This is a genomic window from Paucibacter sp. XJ19-41 (assembly GCF_028462495.1).
Lineage (GTDB): Bacteria > Pseudomonadota > Gammaproteobacteria > Burkholderiales > Burkholderiaceae_C > Roseateles_E.
Window position 1 is genome coordinate 74,042 of the sequence record NZ_JAQOWX010000004.1, and the last position, 23,540, is coordinate 97,581.

The 23,540-nt window shown below is 64.7% G+C and carries 20 protein-coding genes; 16 read left to right on the forward strand and 4 right to left on the reverse strand.

Annotated features, from left to right (window positions below; translation table 11 throughout):
• From leuC to PO768_RS02165, 3 genes are read left to right on the forward strand one after another with little or no spacing between them, the layout of a single operon-like run.
• The gene (leuC, locus tag PO768_RS02155) at positions 1 to 1,404 is read left to right on the forward strand and encodes a 3-isopropylmalate dehydratase large subunit (protein WP_272644698.1); all 1,404 of its coding nucleotides are present in this window, start codon (positions 1 to 3) and stop codon (positions 1,402 to 1,404) included.
• The gene (gene leuD, locus PO768_RS02160; RefSeq protein ID WP_272644699.1) at positions 1,397 to 2,029 is read left to right on the forward strand and encodes a 3-isopropylmalate dehydratase small subunit; all 633 of its coding nucleotides are present in this window, start codon (positions 1,397 to 1,399) and stop codon (positions 2,027 to 2,029) included. Before leuC ends, leuD begins: the two co-directional genes overlap by 8 nt.
• Positions 2,030 to 2,063: 34 nt before the next feature.
• Positions 2,064 to 2,549 (forward strand): DUF6265 family protein, encoded by a 486-nt coding sequence (locus PO768_RS02165; protein WP_272644700.1) that lies wholly within the window; start codon positions 2,064 to 2,066, stop codon positions 2,547 to 2,549.
• A gap of 15 nt (positions 2,550 to 2,564) precedes the next feature.
• On the opposite strand, the gene ureG is transcribed toward PO768_RS02165, so the two are convergent.
• Both ureG and PO768_RS02175 read right to left on the reverse strand, forming a co-directional pair.
• A complete protein-coding gene (ureG, locus tag PO768_RS02170; RefSeq protein WP_272644701.1) occupies positions 2,565 to 3,212 on the reverse strand; it encodes an urease accessory protein UreG in 648 nt (215 codons plus the stop codon).
• 62 nt (positions 3,213 to 3,274) lie between these two features.
• Positions 3,275 to 4,180 carry a LysR family transcriptional regulator gene (locus PO768_RS02175; protein ID WP_272644702.1) on the reverse strand — a complete coding sequence of 302 codons (906 nt, stop codon included), beginning with the start codon at positions 4,178 to 4,180 and terminating at the stop codon, positions 3,275 to 3,277.
• A gap of 98 nt (positions 4,181 to 4,278) precedes the next feature.
• On the opposite strand from PO768_RS02175, the gene PO768_RS02180 reads away from it, so the two are divergent.
• The 5 genes from PO768_RS02180 to PO768_RS02200 all read left to right on the forward strand — a co-directional run bounded on the left by PO768_RS02180 (position 4,279) and on the right by PO768_RS02200 (position 10,006).
• Complete coding sequence (locus PO768_RS02180; protein ID WP_272644703.1) at positions 4,279 to 5,247, forward strand: Bug family tripartite tricarboxylate transporter substrate binding protein; 969 nt, start codon at positions 4,279 to 4,281, stop codon at positions 5,245 to 5,247.
• Positions 5,248 to 5,252: 5 nt separating this feature from the next.
• Positions 5,253 to 6,878, forward strand: a complete 1,626-nt coding sequence (locus tag PO768_RS02185; RefSeq protein WP_272644704.1) for a gamma-glutamyltransferase family protein — start codon at positions 5,253 to 5,255, stop codon at positions 6,876 to 6,878.
• Positions 6,879 to 6,940: 62 nt separating this feature from the next.
• Positions 6,941 to 7,783 carry a GNAT family N-acetyltransferase gene (locus tag PO768_RS02190; protein WP_272644705.1) on the forward strand — a complete coding sequence of 281 codons (843 nt, stop codon included), beginning with the start codon at positions 6,941 to 6,943 and terminating at the stop codon, positions 7,781 to 7,783.
• Positions 7,784 to 8,052: 269 nt separating this feature from the next.
• Positions 8,053 to 9,414, forward strand: coding sequence for an MFS transporter (locus PO768_RS02195; protein WP_272644706.1), 1,362 nt, complete (start codon positions 8,053 to 8,055; stop codon positions 9,412 to 9,414).
• A 10-nt stretch (positions 9,415 to 9,424) separates the two neighbouring features.
• Positions 9,425 to 10,006, forward strand: coding sequence for a GNAT family N-acetyltransferase (locus tag PO768_RS02200; protein ID WP_272644707.1), 582 nt, complete (start codon positions 9,425 to 9,427; stop codon positions 10,004 to 10,006).
• A 447-nt stretch (positions 10,007 to 10,453) separates the two neighbouring features.
• On the opposite strand, the gene PO768_RS02205 is transcribed toward PO768_RS02200, so the two are convergent.
• Complete coding sequence (locus PO768_RS02205) at positions 10,454 to 13,042, reverse strand: ATP-binding protein (RefSeq protein ID WP_272644708.1); 2,589 nt, start codon at positions 13,040 to 13,042, stop codon at positions 10,454 to 10,456.
• A 643-nt stretch (positions 13,043 to 13,685) separates the two neighbouring features.
• Between PO768_RS02205 and PO768_RS02210 the strand changes: the two genes are divergently transcribed.
• The 8 genes from PO768_RS02210 to PO768_RS02245 all read left to right on the forward strand — a co-directional run bounded on the left by PO768_RS02210 (position 13,686) and on the right by PO768_RS02245 (position 22,308).
• On the forward strand, positions 13,686 to 14,117 hold the full coding sequence (locus PO768_RS02210; RefSeq protein ID WP_272644709.1) for a cupin domain-containing protein: 432 nt from the start codon (positions 13,686 to 13,688) through the stop codon (positions 14,115 to 14,117).
• Between the two features lie 243 nt (positions 14,118 to 14,360).
• Positions 14,361 to 15,371, forward strand: a complete 1,011-nt coding sequence (locus tag PO768_RS02215; protein ID WP_272644710.1) for a thioredoxin family protein — start codon at positions 14,361 to 14,363, stop codon at positions 15,369 to 15,371.
• A gap of 97 nt (positions 15,372 to 15,468) precedes the next feature.
• A complete protein-coding gene (locus PO768_RS02220) occupies positions 15,469 to 15,915 on the forward strand; it encodes a hypothetical protein (RefSeq protein WP_272644711.1) in 447 nt (148 codons plus the stop codon).
• 267 nt (positions 15,916 to 16,182) lie between these two features.
• Positions 16,183 to 17,067 carry an alpha/beta fold hydrolase gene (locus PO768_RS02225; protein ID WP_442953163.1) on the forward strand — a complete coding sequence of 295 codons (885 nt, stop codon included), beginning with the start codon at positions 16,183 to 16,185 and terminating at the stop codon, positions 17,065 to 17,067.
• Between the two features lie 28 nt (positions 17,068 to 17,095).
• The gene (locus PO768_RS02230; RefSeq protein WP_272644713.1) at positions 17,096 to 18,067 is read left to right on the forward strand and encodes an alpha/beta fold hydrolase; all 972 of its coding nucleotides are present in this window, start codon (positions 17,096 to 17,098) and stop codon (positions 18,065 to 18,067) included.
• A gap of 74 nt (positions 18,068 to 18,141) precedes the next feature.
• A complete protein-coding gene (locus PO768_RS02235) occupies positions 18,142 to 18,936 on the forward strand; it encodes an alpha/beta fold hydrolase (protein ID WP_272644714.1) in 795 nt (264 codons plus the stop codon).
• Positions 18,937 to 18,973: 37 nt separating this feature from the next.
• Positions 18,974 to 20,422, forward strand: coding sequence for a catalase (locus PO768_RS02240; protein ID WP_272644715.1), 1,449 nt, complete (start codon positions 18,974 to 18,976; stop codon positions 20,420 to 20,422).
• Positions 20,423 to 20,586: 164 nt separating this feature from the next.
• Positions 20,587 to 22,308 (forward strand): MFS transporter, encoded by a 1,722-nt coding sequence (locus PO768_RS02245; protein ID WP_272644716.1) that lies wholly within the window; start codon positions 20,587 to 20,589, stop codon positions 22,306 to 22,308.
• Between the two features lie 460 nt (positions 22,309 to 22,768).
• Here PO768_RS02245 and PO768_RS02250 read toward each other — a convergent pair.
• On the reverse strand, positions 22,769 to 23,540 hold a 772-nt coding region (locus tag PO768_RS02250; RefSeq protein WP_272644717.1), incomplete at its 5' end, for a FecR family protein.

Here is a 23,540-nt window from a genome sequence, read left to right on the forward strand (position 1 = left end):
ATGGCGAGCACCCTGTATCGCAAGCTGGTCGATTCGCACACGGTGGCGGCGCTGGACGCGCAGAACGTGCTGCTGTTCTGCGACCTGCACCTGATGAACGAATACACCAGCCCCCAGGCCTTTGCCGGGCTGCACGCGCAAGACCGCGAAGTGCTGGTGCCGGGGCAGAACGTCGCGGTGGTCAGCCACATCATCCCGACCCATCCAGACAAGCTGCGCATCATCCGCGACCCGGCATCGGCCTTGCAGGCGGGCAATCTGAAGCGCAACTGCGATCGCCATGCGATCCCGCTGTTCGACACCAACGATGCGCTGCAAGGCATCGAGCATGTGGTCGCTCCCGAGCACGGCATGATCCGCCCCGGCATGGTGGTGATCTGCGGCGACAGCCACACGACCACCTACGGCGCGCTGGGTGCGCTGGGCTTCGGCATCGGCACCTCCGAGGTCGAGCATGTGCTGGCGACCCAGACCCTGGTCTATCGCCTGGCCGAGGACATGCGCATCCGTGTCGATGGTCGGCTGCCGGCGGGCACGACGGCCAAGGACCTGATCCTCAAGATCATCGGCCGCATCGGGGCCCAGGGCGCGCGCGGCTATGTGGTGGAGTTCTGCGGCACGGCCATCACGGCACTGTCGGTCGAGGCACGCTTCACCTTGTGCAATATGGCCGTGGAGGCCGGTGCACGTGGCGCGCTGATCGCACCGGACGCCGTGGCGATCGACTATGTGCTGGCCCGGGCACCGGACATCTTGGGCGCGCAGCGCGACGCCGCGCTGGCGCATTGGCGCGGCTTGCACAGCGATGCCGAAGCCCTGTTTGCCGTCGAGCACTGTTTCGACGCCAGCGATGTGGTGCCGCATGTCAGCTGGGGCACCAGCCCCGATCAGGTGGTGGCGATCGATGCTCATGTGCCGCATCCCGAGGGCGCGCAGCGGCGCAGCACCGAGCAGGCCTTGCGCTACACGCAGTTGCAGGCCGGCGCGCCGATCGAGGGCACGGCGATCCAGCATGTCTTCATCGGCTCTTGCACCAATGCCCGCATCGAGGACCTGCGGGCCGTCGCCGCTGTCGTGCGCGGCCGCCAGGTGGCGCCGGGCGTGCGGGCGATGGTGGTGCCGGGCTCGGGCGCGGTGAAGGTCCAGGCCGAGGCCGAGGGCATTGCCGCACTGCTGCAGGCGGCCGGCTTCGAGTGGCGTCAACCCGGTTGCTCGATGTGCCTGGCGATGAACGACGATGTGCTGGCTGAGGGCGTGCGCTGCGCGTCCACCACCAACCGAAATTTCGAGGGCCGCCAGGGGCGCGGCGCCATCACCCATCTGATGAGCCCGGCAATGGCCGCGGCCGCGGCGGTCACCGGTGTGATCACCGATGTCCGCCGACTGGAGAGCCTGCATGTCTGAATCGACAACGATCAGCGGCCGCGCTGCGGCGCTGCGCATCGACAATCTGGACACCGACCAGATCATGCCCAAGCAGTTCCTGCGCGGCATCGACAAGTCGGGCCTGGATCGCGGCCTGCTCTACGACCTGCGCTTCGACGCCCAGGGCCAGCCCCGTCGCGACTTTGTGCTGAACCGCCCCGAGCATGCCGGCACTGCCATCCTGCTGGGCGGCGCCAATTTCGGCTGCGGCTCCAGCCGCGAGCATGCGGTCTGGGGGCTGCAGCAGTTCGGCATCCGCGCGGTGATCGCCAGCAGCTTCGGCGAGATCTTCTACTCGAATGCGATGAACAACCGGCTGCTGCTGGTGATGCTGGCCGAGACCGACGTGGCCGCGCTGATGGACGAGGCCGAGGCCGGCCAGGCGCTGAGCATCGACCTCGGCGCGATGCGGGTGCGCGGCGCGGCGGTCGATGCCGGCTTCGAGCTCTCGTCCCGCCACCGCCGCATGTTCGTCGAGGGCCTGGATGTGATCGGGCTGTCGCTGAGCTATCGCGAGCAGATAGACGCCTTTGCGCGCTCACACTGGGCCCGCCAGCCTTGGCTGCAGGATGTGGCGCGCAGGACGCGCGAGCGCCTGGTCTAGAGTACGGGCATCAATAGACCGCAAGGATGCTGCCATGCTGAAAACACCGCTGCTGCTCGCTGCCCTGTTGGTTTTTTTTGCTGCGCCGACCCTGGCTCAGCCCGAGCATGAGCTGCAAAAGCTGGCCTGGCTGGCCGGTTGCTGGGCGCCCGAGGGCGGCGAGCCGGGTTCGGTCGAGCATTGGTTGCCGCTGGCCGGCGATACCTTGCTGGGGCTCAGCCGCACCGTCAAGCGCGGTCGCACCACCGGCCATGAGTTCATGCAGATCCGCCGCAATACAGTGGGCCGCATCGACTTCATCGCGACCGTGGGCGAGCAAAAGCCGGTGGCCTTCGCGCTGGTCTCGCTCAGCGAGACCGAGGCGCAGTTCGAGAACCCGGCGCATGACTTCCCGCAGCGGGTCGTCTCTGCGCTGGAGCAGGGCGTGCTGAAGGCACGCATCGAGGGGCAGACCCAGGGCCGCAGCAAGCGCATCGACTTCACGATGCGCCGGATCCGCTGTGAGGCCACACCTGGCTGAGCCCGGTCCCGCTCTTCAGGTCTTCAGCAGGCCCTTGGTCTCGATGAAGGCGATCACCTCGTCCAGCCCGGCGGCGGTCTTCAGATTGCTCATCACAAAGGGCCGCGCGCCGCGCATGCGTTCGGTGTCGGCCTTCATCACGTCCAGATTGGCACCGACATAGGGTGCCAGGTCGGTCTTGTTGATGACGAACAGATCGCTCTTGGTGATGCCGGGGCCGCCCTTGCGCGGGATCTTCTCGCCGGCGGCGACGTCGATCACATAGATCGTCAGGTCCGACAGTTCCGGGCTGAAGGTCGCAGCGAGGTTGTCGCCGCCGGACTCGATGAAGACGATGTCGGCATCCGGGTAGAGCTTGAGCATGCGGTCGACCGCCTCGAGATTGATCGAGGCGTCCTCGCGGATCGCGGTATGCGGGCAGCCGCCGGTCTCGACGCCCATGATGCGCTCGGGCTCCAGCGCGCCCGCCACGGTCAGCAGGCGCTGGTCTTCCTTGGTGTAGATGTCGTTGGTGACCACCACCAGGTCGTAGCGCTCGCGCAAACTCTTGCACAGCACCTCGACCAGGGTGGTCTTGCCGGAGCCGACCGGGCCGCCGACGCCGACGCGCAGCGGCGGCAGCTTCTTGCTGCGGCCGGGGATGGAGTGCAGGGCTGTGCTCATGTGGGGGGCTCGATGTGATGAATCTGTTGAGCAAGCATTGTGCCAAGCTGCAGGCCCCGAGTTCAATGCGGCTGCTGCTGGGCGAACTGCTGCACGATGGCCTCGGTCAGCGCGCCCCGGGCCTCACGCCGATAGAGCAGGCCGATGCCGCGCATCAGGGGCAGCTCGGGCAAGGCAATCACCCGCAGGGTCGGGTCTTGCGCCCAGCTGGCCCGGCGCAGCAGCGGCAAGAGGCTCACGCCGACCCGCTGGCGCACCAGCTCGGCCAGGGCCTCGATCGAGTTGAGTTCCAGGAACTCCTGCACCGGGGCTTGCAGCGTGCGCAGCGCCTTGTCCAGCAGCATGCCGGTGCGCTCACTCCGGTCAAAGCGCAGAAAGGGCTGCTCAGCCAGCAGCTGGGCCGCGCTGCGCCGTTTGCCGTCGGCGTGGGCCAGCAGCACCAGCGGCTCCTCGTACAGGGCGCTCCAGCCCAGCCCGGCAGGGGTCTTGCCCGTGCCGCGCACCAGCACGGCGGCGTCGAGCTGGCCGTTCTCCACCATCTCGGCCAGCTCACCGGACTTGCCGCTCACCAGCTTGAGCTCCAGCGCCGCATGCTGCTGCTTCAGCGCTACCACCGCATGGGCCAGCGGCGCCACCGCCGAGACCACCGCGCCGATGCGGTAGGCCCCCGCCATCGGATCGGCGCGCAGGGCCGCGCCGCGCAACTCCTCGTGCAGCTGGGCGTCCAGGGCCAGCATGCGCTCGGCCCAGGGCAGCAAGGCCTGGCCGGCCGCGTTCAGCTGGGCCTTGCGCCCGCTCTGGCCGTCCTGGCCACCCCGGTCGAACAAGACCTGTTTGAACTCCTGCTCCAGATTGCGCATCTGCAGGCTGACGGCCGCCTGGGTCAGCGCGACCTCGGCGGCCGCCGCCGCGAAGGAGCCGCAGCGGGCCACCGCGACAAAGCTCTTCAGGCTGCGCCGGCTGGGCATGGAAAGCACTCCTTGTGATGAAGCCAAGAATTATTAGCTTTTCTTGTCATCTCCGCCGGCACACAATCACTGCGCCCCTAGATGATGGAGTTGCGACGATGAAGTTTCGCCACCTGGCCCTGGCCCTGGGTTTCGGACTGATCAGCCTGAACGTGCTGGCCCAGAGCTATCCCAACCGGTCCATCCGCCTGATCGTGCCCTTTCCGGCCGGCGGTGCCACCGATCTGCTGGCGCGAGCGATCTCGCAAAAGCTCGGCAGCCAGCTGGGCCAGACCGTCTTGGTCGACAACAAGGCCGGTGCCGGCGGCAGCCTGGGCTCGTCTGAAGGTGCCAAGGCCGCGCCCGATGGCTACACCCTGGTGCTGACCACCAGTTCCACCCATGCCATCGGCCCGCATCTGAACCCCAGGCTGCCCTACAAGGTCGACGAGGACTTCACGCCGGTGGCCCATGTGGCCAATGCCGCCAATGTGGTGCTGGTGCCCAACTCGCTGCCGGTCAAGGATGTGCGCGAGCTGATCGCGCTGGTCAAGAGCAAGCCGGGCCAGTACAACTACGCGTCCAGTGGCAACGGCACCATCGTTCACCTGACCAGCGAGGCCTTCAAGACCCAGGCCAATGTCTTCATCACCCATATCCCCTATCGCGGCACCGGGCTGGCGGTGCCGGATTTGGTGGTGGGCAATGTGCATCTGCTGTTCGACTCCATCGTCTCCGGCATGCCGCATGTGAAGGAAGGGCGCTTGAAGGCGCTGGCCGTCACCGGCAAGAGCCGCTCGGCGCTGGCGCCGGAGCTGCCGACGGTGGCCGAGTCGGGCTTGCCCGGTTTCGAGTCCATCACCTGGTTCGGCGTCTACGGCCCCAAGGGCTTGCCGCCGGCCGTGGTGGCCAAGCTCAACAGCGAGCTGAACATCGCGATGCAGTCGCCCGAGGTGCGCGAGCGCCTGGCCCGGCTGGGCGCCGAGCCGGTCAGCAATGCCAGCCCGGCCCAGTTCGCCGCGATGGTCAAGGCCGACAGCGAACGCTGGGGCCGACTGATTCGTGAACGCAAGATTTCTGTGGAGTGAATGTGATGACTCATAGCTTTGATTGGAACGGCGGCTATGCCAGCCAGCGCATGCCGGTGTTTGCCCGCAACATCGTCTCGACCTCGCATCCGCTGGCGGCCCAGGCTGGCCTGCGCATCCTGGGGCAAGGCGGCAATGCGGTTGATGCGGCGATTGCCACTGCAGCGGTGATGACCCTGGTCGAGCCCTGCAGCAATGGCCTGGGCTCGGATGCCTTTGCCATCCTCTGGGACGGCAAGAAGCTGCATGGCCTGAACGCCTCGGGCCGCGCGCCGCAGGCCTGGACGCCCGAGTACTTCCGGCGCAAATACGGCGCCGAGGCCAAGAGCCTGCCCAAGCGTGGCTGGGATGCCGTGACCGTGCCCGGCGCGGTGGCCGGCTGGGTGGCCTTGAGCGAGCGCTTCGGCAAACTGCCTTTTGCCGATCTGATGGCGCCGGCGGTCGAGATTGCGGAGCGCGGTTACGCGGTGCCGGTGATCGTGCAGCAGAAATGGACGCTGGCTGCAGCCGTGCAGGAGCTGACCTCGCAGCCTGGCTTTGCCCAGGCCTTCTTGCCCAAGGGCCGGGCACCGGCGGTCGGCGAGCTGTTCCAGTTCAAGGACGCGGCGCGCACGCTGCGCCTGATTGGCCAGACCAAGGGCCAGGCCTTCTACCAGGGCGAGGTGGCCGAGGCGATCGCGGCCTTCGCCAAGCAGACCGGCGGCACGATGACCGTGGCCGATCTGGCCGGCTACAGCCCCGAGTGGGTGGAGCCGATTGCGCAGGACTATGCCGGCCACACGCTGCACGAGATCCCGCCGAACGGCCAGGGCATCGCCGCGCTGATCGCACTGGGCATCCTGAAGCATCTGGACGTGGCCGCGCACAAGGTCGATAGCGTGGCCTCGCAGCATCTGCAGATCGAGGCGATGAAGCTGGCCTTTGCCGATGTCTACAACTATGTGGCCGAGCCTGGCGATATGAAGCTGACGGCCGCGCAGATGCTGGATCCGGCCTATCTGGCCGAGCGCGCCAAGCTGATCGACATGAAGAAAGCCCAGGACTTCAAGGCCGGCAACCCGGTCAAGGGCGGCACCATCTACCTGACCACGGCCGACGAGAGCGGCATGATGGTCAGTTTCATCCAGAGCAACTACATGGGCTTCGGCTCGGGCCTGGTCGTGCCGGGCTACGGCGTCTCGCTGCAGAACCGCGGCCATGGTTTCACGCTGGAAGTGGGACATGCCAACCAGGTGGCGCCGGGCAAGCGTCCCTTCCACACCATCATCCCGGCTTTCCTGACCAAGGACGGCCAGCCGGTGATGAGCTATGGCGTGATGGGCGGAAACATGCAGCCCCAGGGCCATATGCAGACCCTGGTGCGCATGCTGGACTACGGCCAGAACCCGCAGGCCGCCTGCGATGCGCCGCGCTGGCGCTACAACGAGGGCCTGTCGCTGAATGTCGAGTCGGCGATGAATGCCGACACCGTCGACGGCCTGCGCGCGCTGGGCCACCAGATCGCCGACATCAACGACAGCTACCAGGACTTCGGTGCCGGCCAGTTCATCTGGCGCCAGGGCGACCCGGCCGTGGACGGCTATGTGGCGGCCAGCGATCCGCGCCGCGACGGTGCAGCGGTGGGCTTCTGACGGCGCGCAGACCGTTATTTCCGACACTTGGGGGTTGAGGGGAGGGCTGCTACCGTGTGCCGATGAGCACGATGCTGCAGTCCCTCTCCCTTGGTTGGCAGACCGATCTGATCTTCGCGCGCTTCGACGGCCTGGTGATCGAGCGCGCCGATTGCCTGGTGCTGCGCACGCCGACCAACCCGCTGTTCTACTGGGGCAATTGCCTCGTGCTGCCCGAGTCGCCGCGCGACGCCGACCTGGCCCATTGGCTGACCCGCTTTGACGAGGAGGTGGGGCAGCACACGCGCGAGTCGGGCCATGTCGCGATCGGTTTCGACACCCGCTCGCCGCAGGCCGCGCTGCCGGGCTGGCTGGCTGCCGGTTTCGAGGTCTTTGGCACCGCGCAGCTGAGCCTGAGCGCGCCGCAGCTGCGCGAGCCGGCCAAGACGCTGGCCGGTGCATTCCGCTTTGCCGAGGTCGATCTCTCGGACCCGGCCCAGCGGCGGGTGGCGGTGACGCTGCAGTGCGAGTCCAACGACAGCGGCTTCGAGCCTGTCAACTACCGCCAGCACCGCGAGCGCCAGATGGCCCGCTACGCGGCGATGCAGGCGGCCGGCCTGGGGGCCTGGTTCGGCATCTGGCATGGCGACGAGCTGGTGGCCGACTGCGGTCTGTTCAGGCATGGCGCGCTGGGTCGCTTCCAGCATGTCGGCACCCACCCGTCATGGCGTCGGCGCGGCCTGTGCAGCGCGCTGATCCAGGGGGTGAGCCGCCACGGCCTGGCCGGCATGGGTTTGCAGCGCCTGGTGATGTGCGCGGATCCGGACGATGTGGCCATCGGCATCTACGAGCACGTCGGCTTCCAGCGCGAGGGCCGCTACTGGGGCGCGCAGCGCCGTCCCGCGCACGATGTGCGATTGGCGTGATTTGTCCCCGGCTTGGGCTTCGTTGGCGCGCTGGCGCGGCTTGTCCGCCGTCAAGCCGGCCTGTAGGATGAGAGCCTCAAACAGGCAAGATCCATGACCAAGCTCCTCGACCGCAGCAGACCCCGCACACACCGTGCCGCGGGCGTGCGCGTCCGTGCTGGCGGTCTGCCGTGCGCGTCGGTCTGACCCGCCTTCCTCCGCTCCCTGATTCACTCGTCTTTCAGACCTGGCCCCACAAGGGCGAGGTGCTGCCCTCATTGGAGACTCCTATGCAAACCCGGCCCCTGTCCTGGTTTGACCAGCTCAGACAAGCCCTGACCCTGCCGCCCGGCGATCTGCTGCGCGACCTGGTCTACCGCCGGCTCTGGACCTCGATCCTGATCAGCTCGCTGGGCGGGCAGATCACGATGCTGGCGCTGCCGCTGACGGCGGCCGTGCTGCTCGACGCCAGCCCCACCCAGATGGGTCTGCTGACGGCGATGGAGATCGCCCCCTTTGTGCTGTTTTCGCTGCCCTCGGGCGTTTGGCTGGACCGGGTGCGCAAGCTGCCGGTCTATGTCTGGGGCGAGACCTTGCTGGCTTTCGTCGTGGCCACCGTGCCGCTGGCGCACTGGATGGGCTGGCTGTCGATGACCTGGCTGTATGTGGTCGGCTTCGTGCTGGGCACGGTCTATACGACGGCCGGCAGCGCCGCGCAGATCGTGCTGACCCAGGTGGTGCCGCGCTCGCGCCTGGTCGAGGCCCATGCGAAGAACGCGCTGGCCTCGTCCGGCGCCGAGGTCGCGGGGCCGGGTTTTGCCGGCGCGCTGATCAAGGTGCTGGGCGCGCCGATGGCGCTGGCGGTGGATGCCGTGCTGGTGCTGATCTCGGCGCTGATACTGCGCGGCATCAAGGTCAACGAGGAGCCGGTCAAGGCCAAGAATGCCGATTTCTGGCGTGACCTGAAGGCCGGTGTGCAGTTCGTGCGCAACAAGCGCCTGCTGGTCAGCCTGGCCACGGCCGTGGGCTGCTGGCAGCTCTGCCACAACGCGGCCATCGTTGTGCAGATCCTGTTCGCGACCCGCACCCTGGGTCTGTCGGGTCAGACCGTGGGCCTGTCCTATGTGGCGTTGGGTGCCGGCACCGTGCTGACCAGCGTGATGGGCCACCGCATCAGCCGCCGGCTGGGCCCCGGGCCCTGTCTGGTGCTGGGCTTTGCAGTCTGCGGCCTGGGCTGGCTGCTGCTGTCGGTCGCGCCCGCCAATGCCTGGGGCGTGGCGGCCTTCGCCTTCATGCTGTTCACTTTCGGTATCGGCGCGGTGCTGATCTTCATCAACTTCCTGTCCTTGCGCCAGGCAGTGACGCCGGCGCCGATGCTGGGCCGCATGACCAGCACGATGCGCTGGCTAATCCTGATCCCGGCAGGCCCCGGCGCGCTGCTTGGCGGCTGGCTGGGTGAGCACTTCGGCCTGCGCTCTGCGCTGGCCTTTGCCGGCTGCGGCGCGCTGCTGCTGGCGCTGCTGGCCTGGCGCCACGCGACCATACGCGAGGTGCGCGAACTGCCCAAGCCGGATGGTGCCGACGATGTCGAGGCCGGACTGGGTGCCGAGGCGATGCCCGGCCGGGCGCCGGATCTGGTTCCCAACAAATGAGGCAGAAGAAATGGCAACACCCGACCCCGTGTTGATCCAGGTGCCCGAGCGCCTGCTGACCGAGCGTCTGGTGATCGCCGCGCCGCGCGCCGGCCTGGGCCAGGCGCTGAATGCGGCGGTCTGCGAATCGCTGGACGAGCTCAGGCCCTGGATGCCCTGGGCGCAGACTGCGCCCAGCCTCGAGGACAGCGAGACGGTGCTGCGCCATCAGCTAGCCCGATTCATCCTGCGCAGCGACCTCGCCTACCAGTTCTACCTGCGCCAGCCCGGCAGCGAGCAGGCCGGCCGCCTGCTGGGCGGCACCGGCTTGCACCGTCTCGACTGGGCAGTGCGGCGCTTTGAGATCGGCTACTGGATTCGCACGAGCGCTCGAGGCCAGGGCTATGTCTCGGAAGCCGTGCGGGCGCTGGCCCAAATGGCCTTCGACGAGCTGCGCGCACGCCGGGTCGAGATCCGCATGGACGAGCGCAATCTGCGCAGTCGCGCGGTGGCCGAGCGCTGCGGCTTCGAGTTCGAGGGCGTGCTGCGGCGCGACACCTTGTGCCCGAGCGGGGAGCTGCGCGATACGCGGGTGTACTCGCGGATCGCCTGACGACACCAAGCGCAGGCGTGCGAGCCCTCAGGCGCGCTCGGGATTGAGATTGCGTGCGCCGAGGACCGAGGCCGTTTCACCCGCCCAGCCTCAGTTGTTGGTGTCCACTTCGTGGATCACGATGTGGGAGATCGGGATGTTGATTGACAGAGCCGGCCTGGTGGGCAGTTTGCGGGTTCGCCACCGAAAGCTTGCAAACTGACTCGAACCATCCGCCTCGGAATCCTGTCCAGGAACAACCCAGCAGGCACTTTTGGTCATCCGTCGTTGCCCACCGGCTGCTCTCGGCGACTTCCGCGACCCAACAGTTTCGGCCACAAGGAGCCGTTGGTGGCCGACAGCATGGTCGACGTCCCGATTCGGATGGCTTCGGCAGAGTAGTTCGCCGACGAGAACCGTAGGAGAAGGATCAGCCTTGGATACGACTGCCGGTCATCTGGCTGCTCACTATCGCGCGCCAAGACTCTCCAACACCTGCAGGCCAGCTACCCGCATGGTTTCCTCACTCCAATGCGCGCCCCTCTCATAGGCCTCCGCATAGCCTAGTTGCCCCAGACCTTCTTGAGCCATGGCCTGCGAATTTTCTCGAAAATTTTGCTCGACGCTTCCACGGCTGCCGCCGGCAATCGAGTAGCGGGTGTCCGCATAGCCATTCATCTGCGCCGCCTGCTCATGCAGGCCGCCATTGCAAGCCATATGAGCCAGAGCATCTGCCCAGGCATAGAGCAAGCCATTGCCCGTGTCCGACTCAAAGCAGTCGCTCGCGATGGCCAATGCACGGGACAGGCCATTGGTGTGGAGATGGGCTTGCACCAGGTTGATGGGCAGCCAGTGCAACGCTCGACGGTACCTCCCGTGCCGCAGCTGCGCATACAGCGGCTCACCCAGCTCGATCGCCGCTTCGGCGCGGCCTTCAGCAATCTGAATGGTCATCAGCCGGCAGAGCAGGCTCATCCGCCCGTGTTCGTCTCCAGGCGGGAAGCTCGTGGCAGAACGCTCAACCCACCGAATATCTGCCTCACGCCCAAGTCGTTGTGCACCCACGATGATGATGGATGAACAGAACAGGCGCAGCCGGCCCGACATGGTCGGCGCGTAAAGGGAACGCACTTCGTCCAGAGCTTGCGACAGCACTTCCAGATCGCCGCTTGCATACACGAGGCTGTTCGCCTTCTGTGCCAGCGTTTCGATGAGCCCACAAACGTTGTCATCCTTCCGATGGGCAGTCTCCGCCACGCCAAGCCATCGTGAAGCACGCGGGTTGTCGTAGTAGGTCCAATGGACAATCGCCTCGCGAACCCATCCACATCGCAAGGCATCCGCAGGCGAGCTTTCCGCTAGCGGTTCGGTCAGCATCAGGTAGCGCCCGGCCTCGCCGATACCGCCGGATCTCCAGAGTACAAAAACAAGGCTCGCAGCCAGACTCATGGCGAGCCGACTGTCATGCTCCAGCGCCCACTGGAACGCTTCGCGGGCATTGCCGATTTCAGGTTGGAGAAGGTCGATGGCATCATCAATGCCAGACCTACCGGCCAGCGCCGCTTCGCGGGTCTGTCCGAACAGGCGGCCCACCGCACCCGCATGCCGCGCTCGAAGATTGAAATTCTCGTCGCGCTGGTTCAGCTGTTCGATGGCAAACGCGCGCGAGCTTTCCAGCAAACGGTAGCGTGGCACCACACCGTCCTCAGCAACCACCAAGGAACGGTCGATCAGCTCGGATATGGCTTCCATCAGTCGCCATGGATCCTCGCCCTCGACATTGACCACGGGTTCCACCAAGGCCATCGAGATACTGCCTACGAACACGCCCAGGCGGCGGAATACGACTTGCTCGAAGGGGCCGAGCAACGAAACACTCCAGTCGAGTGCCGTCCGCAGCGTCCTGTGGCGGCCCGGAGCATCGCGGCGGCCGGCACTCAATGCGAGGAGCCGCTGATCCAGCGCCGTGGCAACGCCTTGCAAGCCCAGCAACGGAACGGCCGACGCCGCGTACTCGATGGCCAGTGGAATGCCGTCGACACGAAGGCATATATCGCCAATCAGATCGAGCGTTCGCTGATCGAGCGGCAATGGACGTCCGGCTTGCGCGCAGTGCCGAAGAAAGAGGGCTTGCGCAGGCCATTGATCAGCCTCGTCGAATGCGGTGCCTACATCGGCCGCATCAAGTGGCGGCACCAGTATTACCATCTCGCCCGTCAACTTGAGGCGGGCCTGGCTGGTGACGAGAAACCGCAGATGCGGGCACCCCTCCAGCAGCTGATGCACGACCGCAGCAACCGTATCCACCAGGTGCTCGGCGTTGTCCAGGATCACCAAGGCGTGCGAGGTATGCAGCGCAGAGACCAGGCCCCTCAGGCCTACCCCATCGCCCAGCGTCACCTCACAGGCCCGTGCCATTGTTGCTACGAGCAGCTCGTCATCACTCAGCGCCGCCAGGTCGACCCAGTGCACCGCGGCATGCGTCGTTTTGCTCGTCGCTCGTTCGCTCGTAAAAACGGCCCTCGCAAGGACCGTCTTTCCGCAGCCTGAATGCCCGGTAAGCGTCAGAAGCCGGTTGGATTGGAGCGCGGTACTGACGTGGCCCAGCAATGCATCGCGGCCGATCAGTCGATGCGTAGCTATTGCTGCTTGTGCCTCTGCTGGAGGCGCGACGTCCGAATCGCCGGCCGTTGCGCCGCCACTGCCCGAGCTGGCATCAGTCTCGACACGCGCGGTGAACTGGTAACCACGGCCGGGAATCGTCGCGATCAGCTCGGGGCCAAGCTCCTTGCGGATGGCGCTCATGCCCACGCGCAGATTGGCCTCTTCGACCACCGTCGTGGGCCACACAAGACTCATCAGCTCGCGCTTGGTAACGACACGGCCGTGTCGCTGTGCCAGCGCCACCAGCAGATCGAAAGCTCGGGCGCCAAGGCTGATCTCGCGCCCGGACCTCAGCAATTGCCGTCGTTCCAGCTGCAATTCATAGTCGTCAAATCGGATGCAGTTCTCAGCCAAAGGTATGGGGCAGCGCTTGCGGCGATGCAGAAAATTCAAGTTGATGAATGGTCGCCAGGGACTGCGATCAGCCCCAAGTATCGGTGATCGGTCTGCGGGGATGCAGGCGCTCACGCGAAGTTGTCGCAGCACCTTTGCCTGAGCCGATTGCGTCCACAGGGACGAATCGTAGTGCCCTCCGGCGCATCCGTCTGTACGGCAATCCCAATACGTCCGCAAAGACATCCGATAGCTCGGCGAGCTCATCGCAGGCGTGAGCGCATAACAGCGATTTTCAACGCTTTACTAGTGTTAAAGGCGTGGTGCCTTGAGACTTCATCTGGGCCGCAACAAGGCGGTCCCGCCGAAACCTAGCAGTCTCAGGAGCACAGCATGCACAGCCTTTCTCGCCTTGCGTTCACATCCGCACTTGCCGGGATCGGCTTCGCAATCCAAGTGCAATCGGCTCCGGCCTCCGTGGTCGATTGCACCCATCTGCGAGTCCAGTGTTTGGCCTCGGTCGATGGGCGAGGCGCCAGCTCGGATTTCCATGCCGTCCATCGGAGCAGCCCGGGTTCAGGGCTGACACCTGTTGGAAGCCGGCCTGTGCAAGTCTCCTGCGAACGATAGGCCCAACAGCAATGAGCAGCCGAGCGCTTTGATGTGCTCTTCATCTTTCTACAAACCACAGAGAAACACCACCATGAAACTCCCTCTCCTCGTTCTTGCCTGCAGTCTCCTGACATCGGTGTCGGGCGCTATCCAAGCTCAGACCAACGACACTCAGGCTTCCGAGGCCGCGCCTCGTTGGCGCGCCGGCCTCAGCCGCACGGACCTGGCTCGCCAGGACGTTTCGAAGTCCGGATACGAGCTTATCCAGGCTCGCGTGGACTTCGCTCCCGGTGTCGCCGCTCCTCGGCATTCCCATCCGGGTGAAGAAGTGGCCTTCGTACTTGAAGGCACGCTCGAGTACCAGTTGGCCGACCGCCCACCCGTGACGCTCAAGGCCGGAAACTCGCTCGTGATTCCTGCGGGAACGCCTCATGTCGCGCGCAATGTGGGTATCGGCAAGGCTTCGGAGTTGGCCACCTACTTCGTCAGGAAAGATCTGCCCCTCGTCAAAGCCGAGGACTGAGCTGGGGTGTGGCCAAGGCTTGCCGGAGGCCTTGCGCAGCCGAGAGGTCGGGCCGATTTGGGGGACAGCGACCAGTCCAGCGCTCAGCGATAGCGACAACGCCGCTGACTCGCCCCCCGGATCCTCGCCCCTCAGTCAATGCACCGAGGCTCTGCATGAGCAATACAGGCTTCGTCCTCCATCAGCAGCCGATCCAAACCGCTGGTCTGTCATCAGGCGTGCGCACGGCGCACTCACACCATCATGAAGAACCTTATCGTTTTCCTTCTCACGTGCTTGACAACCATTGCTATCGCTTCTCCGCTGCGTGGCGAACCGCTTCAGGCGCGGCTAGAGGGGGCTGGAGAATGGATCAACTCGCCACCCCTGAGCTTGACGCAGCTGAGTGGCAAGGTGGTGCTCGTTGATTTCTGGACGTACTCCTGCATCAACTGCCAGCGCACCCTTCCGTACTTGCGTGAATGGGCCAGGAAGTACGGTCCACTAGGGTTGGTCGTTATCGGCGTGCATGCGCCAGAGTTTGGATTCGAGCGAGACGTTCGCCGAGTCCGCCAAGCAGTCAGGGAAGGCCAACTTGACTATCCCATCGTGCTCGACAACGACTTCACCATCTGGCGGGCGTTCAATAACCGCGCCTGGCCCGCCCTCTACTTCGTCGATGGGCGGGGTCGGGTCAGGCATCACCAGATAGGCGAAGGCGATTACGAGCGCGCCGAAGACATCATTCGGCAGCTACTCGTGGAAGCGGGGGCAGTGCTCGGTACGGAGGTCGCCCGCGTCGTACCGGCCGGATTGGGTTTGGCGCCTGACCTCGGCAACCTTCGCTCACCGGAGCTCTATCTCGGGCACGCTCGTGGCAATGGGCGGGACATTCTTCCCAACCAAGTCAAACGCTACGCTCGACGCAATCCGGCCTTGAACAAGTGGAGTCTGGCCGGCGACTGGACAGTCCGCTCTGAGTACGCGGAGCTGTCGAGCAGTCTTGGCAGCGTACAGCTCCGCTTCCATGCGAGAGACCTGCACCTGGTGCTCGGCCCCGTCATCGACGGCAAGCCGCTGCCCTTTCGCATCACCATTGATGGCCTGCCACCCGGCATCGCCGCCGGTCTGGATGTCGATGCCAATGGCCGCGGACTCATCACCGGCAACCGTCTCTACCAGCTCGTCCGTCAGCACGGTCCGGTGCGAGAGCGCCACTTCGAGATCACGTTCGAGGCGCCCGGCGCCCGTGCCTATGCCTTCACCTTCGGATGATCCTGTCGAGCAGGTTCGAGCAGTTGCTTGGCATGGTTCATCTCAGTAACCCATCACCTTTGTTTCCTTAGCCACCATCATCAAGAAAGACATCATCATGAGAAAAAACCTGACTTTCGCACTCGCCGTATTGATCGCCACCGGCAGCAGTCTGGCCGAAGGCTTGAGCCGCCAGGAGGTCGTCGCAGAGTTGGAGCGCGCACGTGCCAGTGGCGAACTGGCCCGCAATCACAGCGAGAACCCTGATTTCCATGGCCCTACGCTGACCAGCGGCTCCAAGGTGAGCCGCGCAGACGTGCTGGCCCAATTGGAGCGGGCGCGTGCTAGCGGGGAGTTGGCGCGGTCACAGCGAGAAAGCTATGAGCCACCTGTGCCTACGGGTCCGGGCCTGAGCCGCACCGAAGTAGTCGCGGAGTTGCTGCGTGCACGCGCAAGCGGCGAACTCGCCATCCTGCACAGCAACAGAAATGACTTCGGCGGTTCTATCGAACCGAAAGCCCGCGCCATTCGTTCAGCGACAGCGCTCGTGGATTGGACCAAGTGATCCCCTTCTTCAGCCTGGCCCATGTGTTGGCAAGGACGCCTGGCTGAAGGCTGGAAACTGCAGCTGGCATGCACTACCGAGCGACATCGCTGACATGCAGCGATGTCGCTCGGTGCTTTCCGGGCCGAGCAGTTGCATGGGCGACCGATCAATCCCATCGTCACAACAGAGGAAGGTGGGGCGGTCTTGCACCTTCCCGAGCCGCTGCCGATTACATCGTTTTGCATCGCTTTACTGGCGCAAACATCCCTACGTTTCGACACTGGCATGGCCAAGCCGGCAAGCGTTTGCCGGCACAGCAAATCTAACGCTGGAGCCAAACCAATGGATCACTACTTCACCGCCCGAGACGGCGCGCGCATTCACTACAAAGACTGGGGAAGCGGTCTGCCCATCGTCTTCAGCCACGGCTGGCCGCTGAGCGCGGACAGCTGGGAATCGCAAATGCTGTTCCTGTCGAACCAGGGCTACCGAACCATCGCCCATGACCGCCGCGGCCACGGACGATCGAGTCAGGCCTGGAACGGCAACGACATGGACGGCTACGCCGACGACTTGGCGAGCTTGTTGGAAGTTCTGGACCTCCGCAACGTCGTCCTGGTGGGCTTCTCCACCGGAGGCGGCGAGGTGGTTCGCTATATCGGCCGGCATGGCACACGGCGCGTCGCCAAGGTCGTGCTGGTGGGCGCCGTCCCCCCGCTGATGCTGCGAACACCGAACAACCCGGACGGCGTGCCTCTCGAAGTCTTTGATGGCTTGCGCAAAGGCGAGATCGAGAACCGTGCGCAGCTGTACCGAGACATCGCGTCCGGCCCGTTCTACGGTTTCAACCGGCCCGGGGCCGTGCCCTCCCAAGCGCTGATCGAGCGTTTCTGCGATCAGGGCCTGCAGGCAGGCCACCGCAGCACCTACGAGTGCATTGCGGCTTTCTCGGCGACGGATTTCAGCGCCGATCTACAGCAGGTCACCGTGCCGACGCTGCTGATCCATGGCGATGACGACCAGATCGTGCCCATCGACACCTCGGCCCGGCTTGCCGTCAAAGCCCTGCGCAGCGCCACGCTGAAGGTCTACGAGGGCGCCCCGCACGGCCTGGCCGACACCCACAAGGACCGGCTGAACGCCGACCTCCTCAGCTTCATCGCTTCTTGACCTCCCACTACCTTTCAAGGAAATCATCATGAAAATCACCCAACTGCTCCTCGCCATCGGCTTTGTCACCGGCACGATCCACGGCTCCGTTCAGGCGCAATCGCCCAGCGGCAAGGTCGACCCAGTCCGGGCGAGTGCATCGCATGCACCGATGGCGAAGACGGCCAGCACCATCACGACGCGCGACGGCGTGGAGCTCTACTACAAGGATTGGGGTCCGAAAAACGGACCGGTGGTGATGTTCAGCCACGGCTGGCCATTGAACTCCGACAGCTGGGAAGCGCAGATGCTATTCCTGGCGGACAAGGGCTTTCGCGTGATTGCGCATGACCGCCGCGGGCATGGCCGCTCCAGTCAACCCTGGAACGGCAACGACATGGATCACTATGCCGACGACCTGGCTGCCGTCATCAACGCGCTGGACGTGCGTGGCGTGACGCTGGTCGGGTTCTCGACGGGCGGGGGTGAAGTCGCTCGCTATGTCGGCCGCCACGGTACGGCGCGCGTCAAGAAGGTGGTGCTCGTCGGCGCCGTGACCCCCATCATGGTCAAGACGCAGGAGAACCCCAACGGGGTGAGTCTGGATGTGTTCGACGGGCTGCGAAAGGCCTCGATCGACAACCGTGCCCAGCTGTACAAGGACCTCGCCAGCGGCCCGTTCTTCGGCTTCAACCGCCCCGGCGCCAAGGCATCCACAGGCCAGATTGACACGTTCTGGGTGCAGGGCATGCAGGCCGGTCACAAGGCAACGCTTGACTCGATCAAGGCGTTCTCCGAGACCAGCTTCGTCGAGGACCTGAAGCGCCTGACTGTCCCGACGCTGGTCATCCACGGTGCCGACGACCAGATCGTGCCGATCGAGACGACTGCACGCGTGACGGCCAAGCTCGTCAAGGGCGCGAAGCTCATCGAGTACGCCGGCGGTCCGCACGGCATCACCGACACCCACAAAGACCGCCTGAATCAAGACCTGCTGGAGTTCATCAAGTCGTCCAACTGAAACGCGAACTCGCCTTCGTCCATCTGAACGCCGTTCGATCTCTTCCGCAGCTGACTCCGCCCACGGACCTCGCCATGAAATCCCATGCCTTCCTCGTTGCCGTCAGCCTCGCTGCCGGCCTTACCCAATCCAATGCACAGGCTCAAGCCATGAATACTTCTTCCATCAAGCCCACCATCGTTCTCGTGCACGGCGCTTTTGCCGATTCATCCAGCTGGAACGGTGTGGTCACCCATTTGACCCAAAGCGGCTATCCCGTGGTGGCGGCCGCGAATCCGCTGCGCAGCGTGGCCGGGGATGCGCGCTACGTCGCCAGCATCGTTGATGCCATCCCGGGTCCGGTGGTGCTGGTCGGCCACTCGTACGGTGGTGCTGTCATTACCAATGCCGCTGCGGGCAAGTCGCAGGTCAAGTCGCTGGTCTATGTGGCGGCCTTCGCGCCTGACGAGGGCGAAAGCGCGGGCCAGCTGGCCGGCAAGTTTCCCGGAGGCACTCTGGGTGGCGCTCTTGCCAAGCCCATTCCTTTGCCATCGGGCGGTGTGGACCTCTATATCGACCAGGGCAAATTCTGGCAACAGTTCGCTGCCGATGTCTCCGAATCTCAGGCACGCCTGATGGCAGCGGCGCAGCGCCCCATCGCCGAAGCCGCACTTGTGGAAGCAAGTGGTGCGCCAGCCTGGAAGAAGCTCCCCTCCTACTTCGTGTACGGCACGGGGGATCTGAACATACCCGCCGCAGGACTTGGTTTCATGGCAGATCGGGCGGGCTCTCGCAAGACGGTAGTCATTGAAGGGGCTTCGCATGTGGTGATGACATCTCACCCGCAGGCGGTTGCCGACCTGATCGAGTCCGCTGCAGCAGTTCGCTGATCGCATCGATACCGCTAGAGACCGAGGAAGCGCGCGAATGAACAAGAAGCTGACGACCGGCGCTGGCTGCCCGGTCGCTGACAACCAGAACGTCCTGACGGCTGGACCTCGCGGTCCGCAGTTGCTGCAAGACGTGTGGTTCCTGGAGAAGCTGGCCCACTTCGATCGGGAGGTGATCCCTGAGCGGCGCATGCATGCCAAGGGCTCAGGTGCCTATGGCACGTTCACTGTGACTCATGACATCACCCGGTACACGCGGGCCAAACTGTTCTCCCAGATTGGCAAGCAGACAAGCATCTTCGTGCGCTTTTCGACCGTTGCAGGCGAACGTGGCGCGGCCGACGCGGAGCGGGACATCCGCGGCTTTGCCATCAAGTTCTATACCGAGGAGGGCAACTGGGATCTCGTCGGGAACAACACGCCGGTGTTCTTTCTGCGCGATCCGCTCAAGTTCCCGGACCTCAACCATGCGGTCAAGCGGGATCCGCGCACAAACCTGCGCAGCGCAAAGAACAACTGGGATTTCTGGACGCGCCTGCCCGAGGCGCTCCATCAGATTACGGTGCTCATGAGCGATCGAGGCATACCGGCCAGCTATCGCCACATGCACGGATTCGGGAGCCACACGTTCAGCTTCATCAACGCCAGCAACGAGCGCTTCTGGGTCAAGTTCCACTGGCTTTCGATGCAGGGCATCAAGAACCTGAGCGACGCCGAGGCACAGGCCGCGATCGGACAAAGCCGGGAAACTCACCAGAGCGATCTTCTGGACAGCATCGACAAGGGTGACTTTCCTTGCTGGAAGTTCTGCGTGCAGGTCATGCCTGAGGCCGATGCGGAACAGCTGGCTTTCAATCCCTTTGACCTCACCAAGGTCTGGCCACATGCGGACTATCCGCTGGTCGAAGTGGGCGTTCTCGAGCTCAACCGAAATCCGGCCAACTACTTCGCCGAGATCGAGCAAGCCGCCTTCAATCCGGCCAACGTCGTTCCCGGCATCGGCTTCTCGCCCGACAAGATGCTGCAGGGGCGGCTTTTCTCCTACGGGGACGCGCAGCGCTATCGGCTGGGCGTGAATCATCACCTCATTCCGGTCAACAGGCCGCGCTGCCCTGTGCACAGCTATCACCGGGACGGTGCGATGCGTACGGACGGCAATCATGGCAGCACGCCAGCCTACGAGCCCAATGACTCCGCAGAGTGGGCCGAGCAACCCGACTATCGCGAGCCTCCGCTGAGCCTCAGCGGTGCGGCGAGCCATTGGAATCATCGAGACGACGGCGACTACTACTCCCAACCTGGTGCCCTGTTCCGATTGATGGCGCCGGAACAGCGGCAAACCTTGTTCGAAAACACGGCGCGCTCGATCGCCGGTGCAGGATTGGAGATCCAGCTTCGTCACATTGAACATTGCAGCAGCGCCGACCGCGACTATGGCGCTGGCGTGGCCAGGGCACTCGGGCTGCCATCGAGCCGACAGGCCTGAACGGCGTCCAGCAGGACGTTGCCCCGCATCGTTGGCTCATTCGCGGGGCTGTCCTTTTTCTCCTGGACTGCCAATGTTCGTCACCACATGAGGGCGGTTATTCTTCGCCCCCTTTGCAACCCGCGCACGGCGAGTTGCGGCTTTTCAGTTTAGTGAGTATCTCGATGGGGCGTTTCAATCTATTGGCTTCGAAGAAAGGGCGCCTGTGGGCGTTCTTCCTGCTGTACGTTTCCGAGGGGCTTCCGCTCGGATTTGCCACGGTGGCCGTGGTGTCGCAACTCAGGCGCGAAGGGCTTGAGCCGGCTGCGATTGGCGCTTTCATCGCCGCATTGCTCATTCCTTGGTCCCTGAAGTGGATCGGCGGCCCCTTCGTGGATGCCATTCGATTCCGCAGATTCGGCCATCGCCGTGCCTGGATCCTCGGATGTCAGCTGGCTATGGTGGCGACTCTACTGGCGCTGTCACAGATCAGCTTCGCGGGCAACCTCACTATCGTCACGTCAATCTTCTTCGTTCACAACATCTTTGCCGCCTTGCAGGACGTCGCGATCGATGGTCTTGCGGTCAATGCGCTGCCCGAGGAAGAGCGAGGGTTCGCGAATGGCTTGATGTACGCCGGCATGGTGTGCGGACAGGCCTTGGGCGGGCCGGGCGTCCTCTTCCTTATCGGGCATGGCTCTTTCAGCAATGGGTTCCTGCTGGTCGCTGGCACGGTTCTGGCCATCGCAACGTTCGTCGTACTCCCGATGCGTGAGCAGCCTGCTGCGGAAGTGACGGGTGGGCCGACGCCGGCAGTGGGCATGCGCGGTTCGCTTGCGGCGATGCGCGACTTCTCGCTGCACGCGTACAAGGCCCTCACTGGATCGCAGGGCGCATTTGCCTGCCTGCTGTTTTGCCTCCTGCCCGCTGGCGCCTTGTCCTTGAACCTGTCACTCAAGTCGACGCTTGCCGTTGAGCTTGGGTTTTCTCCGACGGAGCTTGCTCAGCTCAGCCTTGCCGGCTCGATTGCCGCGGTATGCGGCACGCTGGTCGGCGGCTTCCTCAGCCATCGTGTCGGCAAGAAGCGGCTCATCGCCTTCAGCACCCTGGCCGCTTGCATCCCTACGCTATGGCTCATGTGGCAACTCCAGATGCACGGCCACATCATGCCGGCCATGGGGAAGCAGGTCGCAGGCCCCGCCCTTGCACAGGCGCTATGGATTGCGCTTGTCGCTTATCAGTTCTTGGCCTGCCTCATGATCGGTGCTCGCTTTGCCGTGTTCATGGATGTCACCAATCCAGGCGTCGCGGCAACCCAGTTCACAATTTATGCAGCCCTCAACAACCTGGGGCTCGCCATGTCCGCCTCTTGGCAAGGCAAAGTCGCGCAAGCCTGGGGCTACCCGACGCTGTTGGCCGTGGACGTGGCAATTGGCTTGCTGGGCCTCCTGGTCCTGCCCTTCGTCCTCAAACCATCTGCCGCCGTGATGACGCACGGCGATGGCAGAGAGTCGCTGCGCACCCGTGCGCTGGCATGGACCTTGGGCGCGGCGTGCCTCGCCTGGATTCCTATCGGTCACATCTTCGAATCTTCGCCCGCGGTGCGCGGTGCTTTCGCTACCCCCTTCACCCTCGTGTTCGTGGCCGCCAGTGTTTTCTTACTTGTTCGCAGCGCCCAGGGAGAACGCTCGCCATGGAATCTCCTGCTTCGCGGTACTGCTGGGCTGCTGCTCCTCATGCATGCCCAGCCATACCTTGCCGCCTGGGTCTCGGCCCTCAGCATCGACTCTGCGCGCTTGATGACGGCACATGGAGTCCTGAACGCAATTTCGGTCCTCGGTGGTGTCGTACTCCTCGCGGCGGGAACTCGGCTTTCGCGTCCAGGGCATGCGAGCGCGGCGGCATAGGGCCACTTGGCGCAGCTCCTCCCGGCTTGACGACGCCGGATGGGGTCCAACGGAGGGCTCTGGGTTAGCTTCTACAGCTCTGCCTTCTACTGATCTCTTCCGAGAGCGCCGGCCAACCATTTGCCGCTCATGAGGATGCTGGGTGCCCGCTCCCAGCTGGCCAATTCGCCGGCTCGAATGTCCGCCCCGGGTCGAAAGTGACCTGCGCATCTGAGCGATAGCGGCCGTTCAACGGCGCTCCTAACTGTTTACGACTTTAATTGTCGAGAACAACATCCTCAGTGCTGCGTCAGATCCTTGAGTCTGCGACTGGGTTCCTTGTTGGTCTGCTGGGCTCAAAACGTGGCGCAGTTTCAGGGTGCCCGTTGCGGCGCCGCATCTGCAGCCATCTTCCTATACAGGCTCCATGAGCTGGGCATCGGAAGACGGGCTGCAAGACTTACGACGCCGCCAGCCCGGCTCAGGACGCCGGGCTGGAACTCTGTATCTCCTCGTTCTGAACCTGCACCTGCAGACCGAAGCCGGCATGCAGCAGGCGGGCGAAGGCTTCGACATTGGCGGCATCGAACACGCCGCCGATGACGATGCGTGAGGCGGCCTCGTCCTTGATGACCAGCTGCTTGCGGCCATAGCGGTTGAACTGGCGCGCGGCCTCGGCCAGGCTGACTTCGTTGAAGACCAGCTTGCCCTGCAGCCAGCCGAGGCTGGCCGTCAGCTGCTGCGGCGACAGCTTGGTCAGCAGCAGATTGCCGGCGTCGGCCAGCGCGGTGTCCGCGCGGGTCAGCACCGCAGGGCGGTTTTGCTCGGCCTGCACCTGAACCCGGCCTTCGAGCACGGCCACGCGCAGCTTGTCGCCGTCGCGGTAGAGCGAGAACTTGGTGCCCAGCACGGTCACCGTCTGCTTGCCCGCATGGACCACGAAGGGGCGCTTGGCATCGTGGGCGATGTCGAAAAAGGCCTCGCCGCGCTCCAGCCAGACCTGGCGCGCCTGTGGCGTCACCTCGGTGCGCAACTGCGTGGCGGTGTTCAGCGTCAGCTTTGAGCCGTCGGTCAGCGTGACCGACTCACGCTGGCCGCGCTCGGTGGCGTAGTTATGCGTTTGCGTCGGCTTGCCGAAGTTCAGACCCAGCACCAGGGCCAGCGTCGCCAGGCCCAGCCCGGCGGCAGCATGCCGCAGCGGGGGGCGTGCGGCCCAAGCCCAGCCGCGCGGCGCCGGCGGCGGCGTGAAGATC

Bases quoted from the DNA above. Each gene is read 5' to 3' on its own strand.
- leuC (WP_272644698.1), top strand. From the start codon at position 1: ATGGCGAGCACCCTGTATCGCAAGCTGGTCGATTCGCACACGGTGGCG.
- leuD (WP_272644699.1), top strand. From the start codon at position 1,397: ATGTCTGAATCGACAACGATCAGCGGCCGCGCTGCGGCGCTGCGCATC.
- PO768_RS02165 (WP_272644700.1), top strand. From the start codon at position 2,064: ATGCTGAAAACACCGCTGCTGCTCGCTGCCCTGTTGGTTTTTTTTGCT.
- ureG (WP_272644701.1), bottom strand. From the start codon at position 3,212: ATGAGCACAGCCCTGCACTCCATCCCCGGCCGCAGCAAGAAGCTGCCG.
- PO768_RS02175 (WP_272644702.1), bottom strand. From the start codon at position 4,180: ATGCCCAGCCGGCGCAGCCTGAAGAGCTTTGTCGCGGTGGCCCGCTGC.
- PO768_RS02180 (WP_272644703.1), top strand. From the start codon at position 4,279: ATGAAGTTTCGCCACCTGGCCCTGGCCCTGGGTTTCGGACTGATCAGC.
- PO768_RS02185 (WP_272644704.1), top strand. From the start codon at position 5,253: ATGACTCATAGCTTTGATTGGAACGGCGGCTATGCCAGCCAGCGCATG.
- PO768_RS02190 (WP_272644705.1), top strand. From the start codon at position 6,941: ATGAGCACGATGCTGCAGTCCCTCTCCCTTGGTTGGCAGACCGATCTG.
- PO768_RS02195 (WP_272644706.1), top strand. From the start codon at position 8,053: ATGCAAACCCGGCCCCTGTCCTGGTTTGACCAGCTCAGACAAGCCCTG.
- PO768_RS02200 (WP_272644707.1), top strand. From the start codon at position 9,425: ATGGCAACACCCGACCCCGTGTTGATCCAGGTGCCCGAGCGCCTGCTG.
- PO768_RS02210 (WP_272644709.1), top strand. From the start codon at position 13,686: ATGAAACTCCCTCTCCTCGTTCTTGCCTGCAGTCTCCTGACATCGGTG.
- PO768_RS02215 (WP_272644710.1), top strand. From the start codon at position 14,361: ATGAAGAACCTTATCGTTTTCCTTCTCACGTGCTTGACAACCATTGCT.
- PO768_RS02220 (WP_272644711.1), top strand. From the start codon at position 15,469: ATGAGAAAAAACCTGACTTTCGCACTCGCCGTATTGATCGCCACCGGC.
- PO768_RS02225 (WP_442953163.1), top strand. From the start codon at position 16,183: ATGGCCAAGCCGGCAAGCGTTTGCCGGCACAGCAAATCTAACGCTGGA.
- PO768_RS02230 (WP_272644713.1), top strand. From the start codon at position 17,096: ATGAAAATCACCCAACTGCTCCTCGCCATCGGCTTTGTCACCGGCACG.
- PO768_RS02235 (WP_272644714.1), top strand. From the start codon at position 18,142: ATGAAATCCCATGCCTTCCTCGTTGCCGTCAGCCTCGCTGCCGGCCTT.
- PO768_RS02240 (WP_272644715.1), top strand. From the start codon at position 18,974: ATGAACAAGAAGCTGACGACCGGCGCTGGCTGCCCGGTCGCTGACAAC.
- PO768_RS02245 (WP_272644716.1), top strand. From the start codon at position 20,587: ATGGGGCGTTTCAATCTATTGGCTTCGAAGAAAGGGCGCCTGTGGGCG.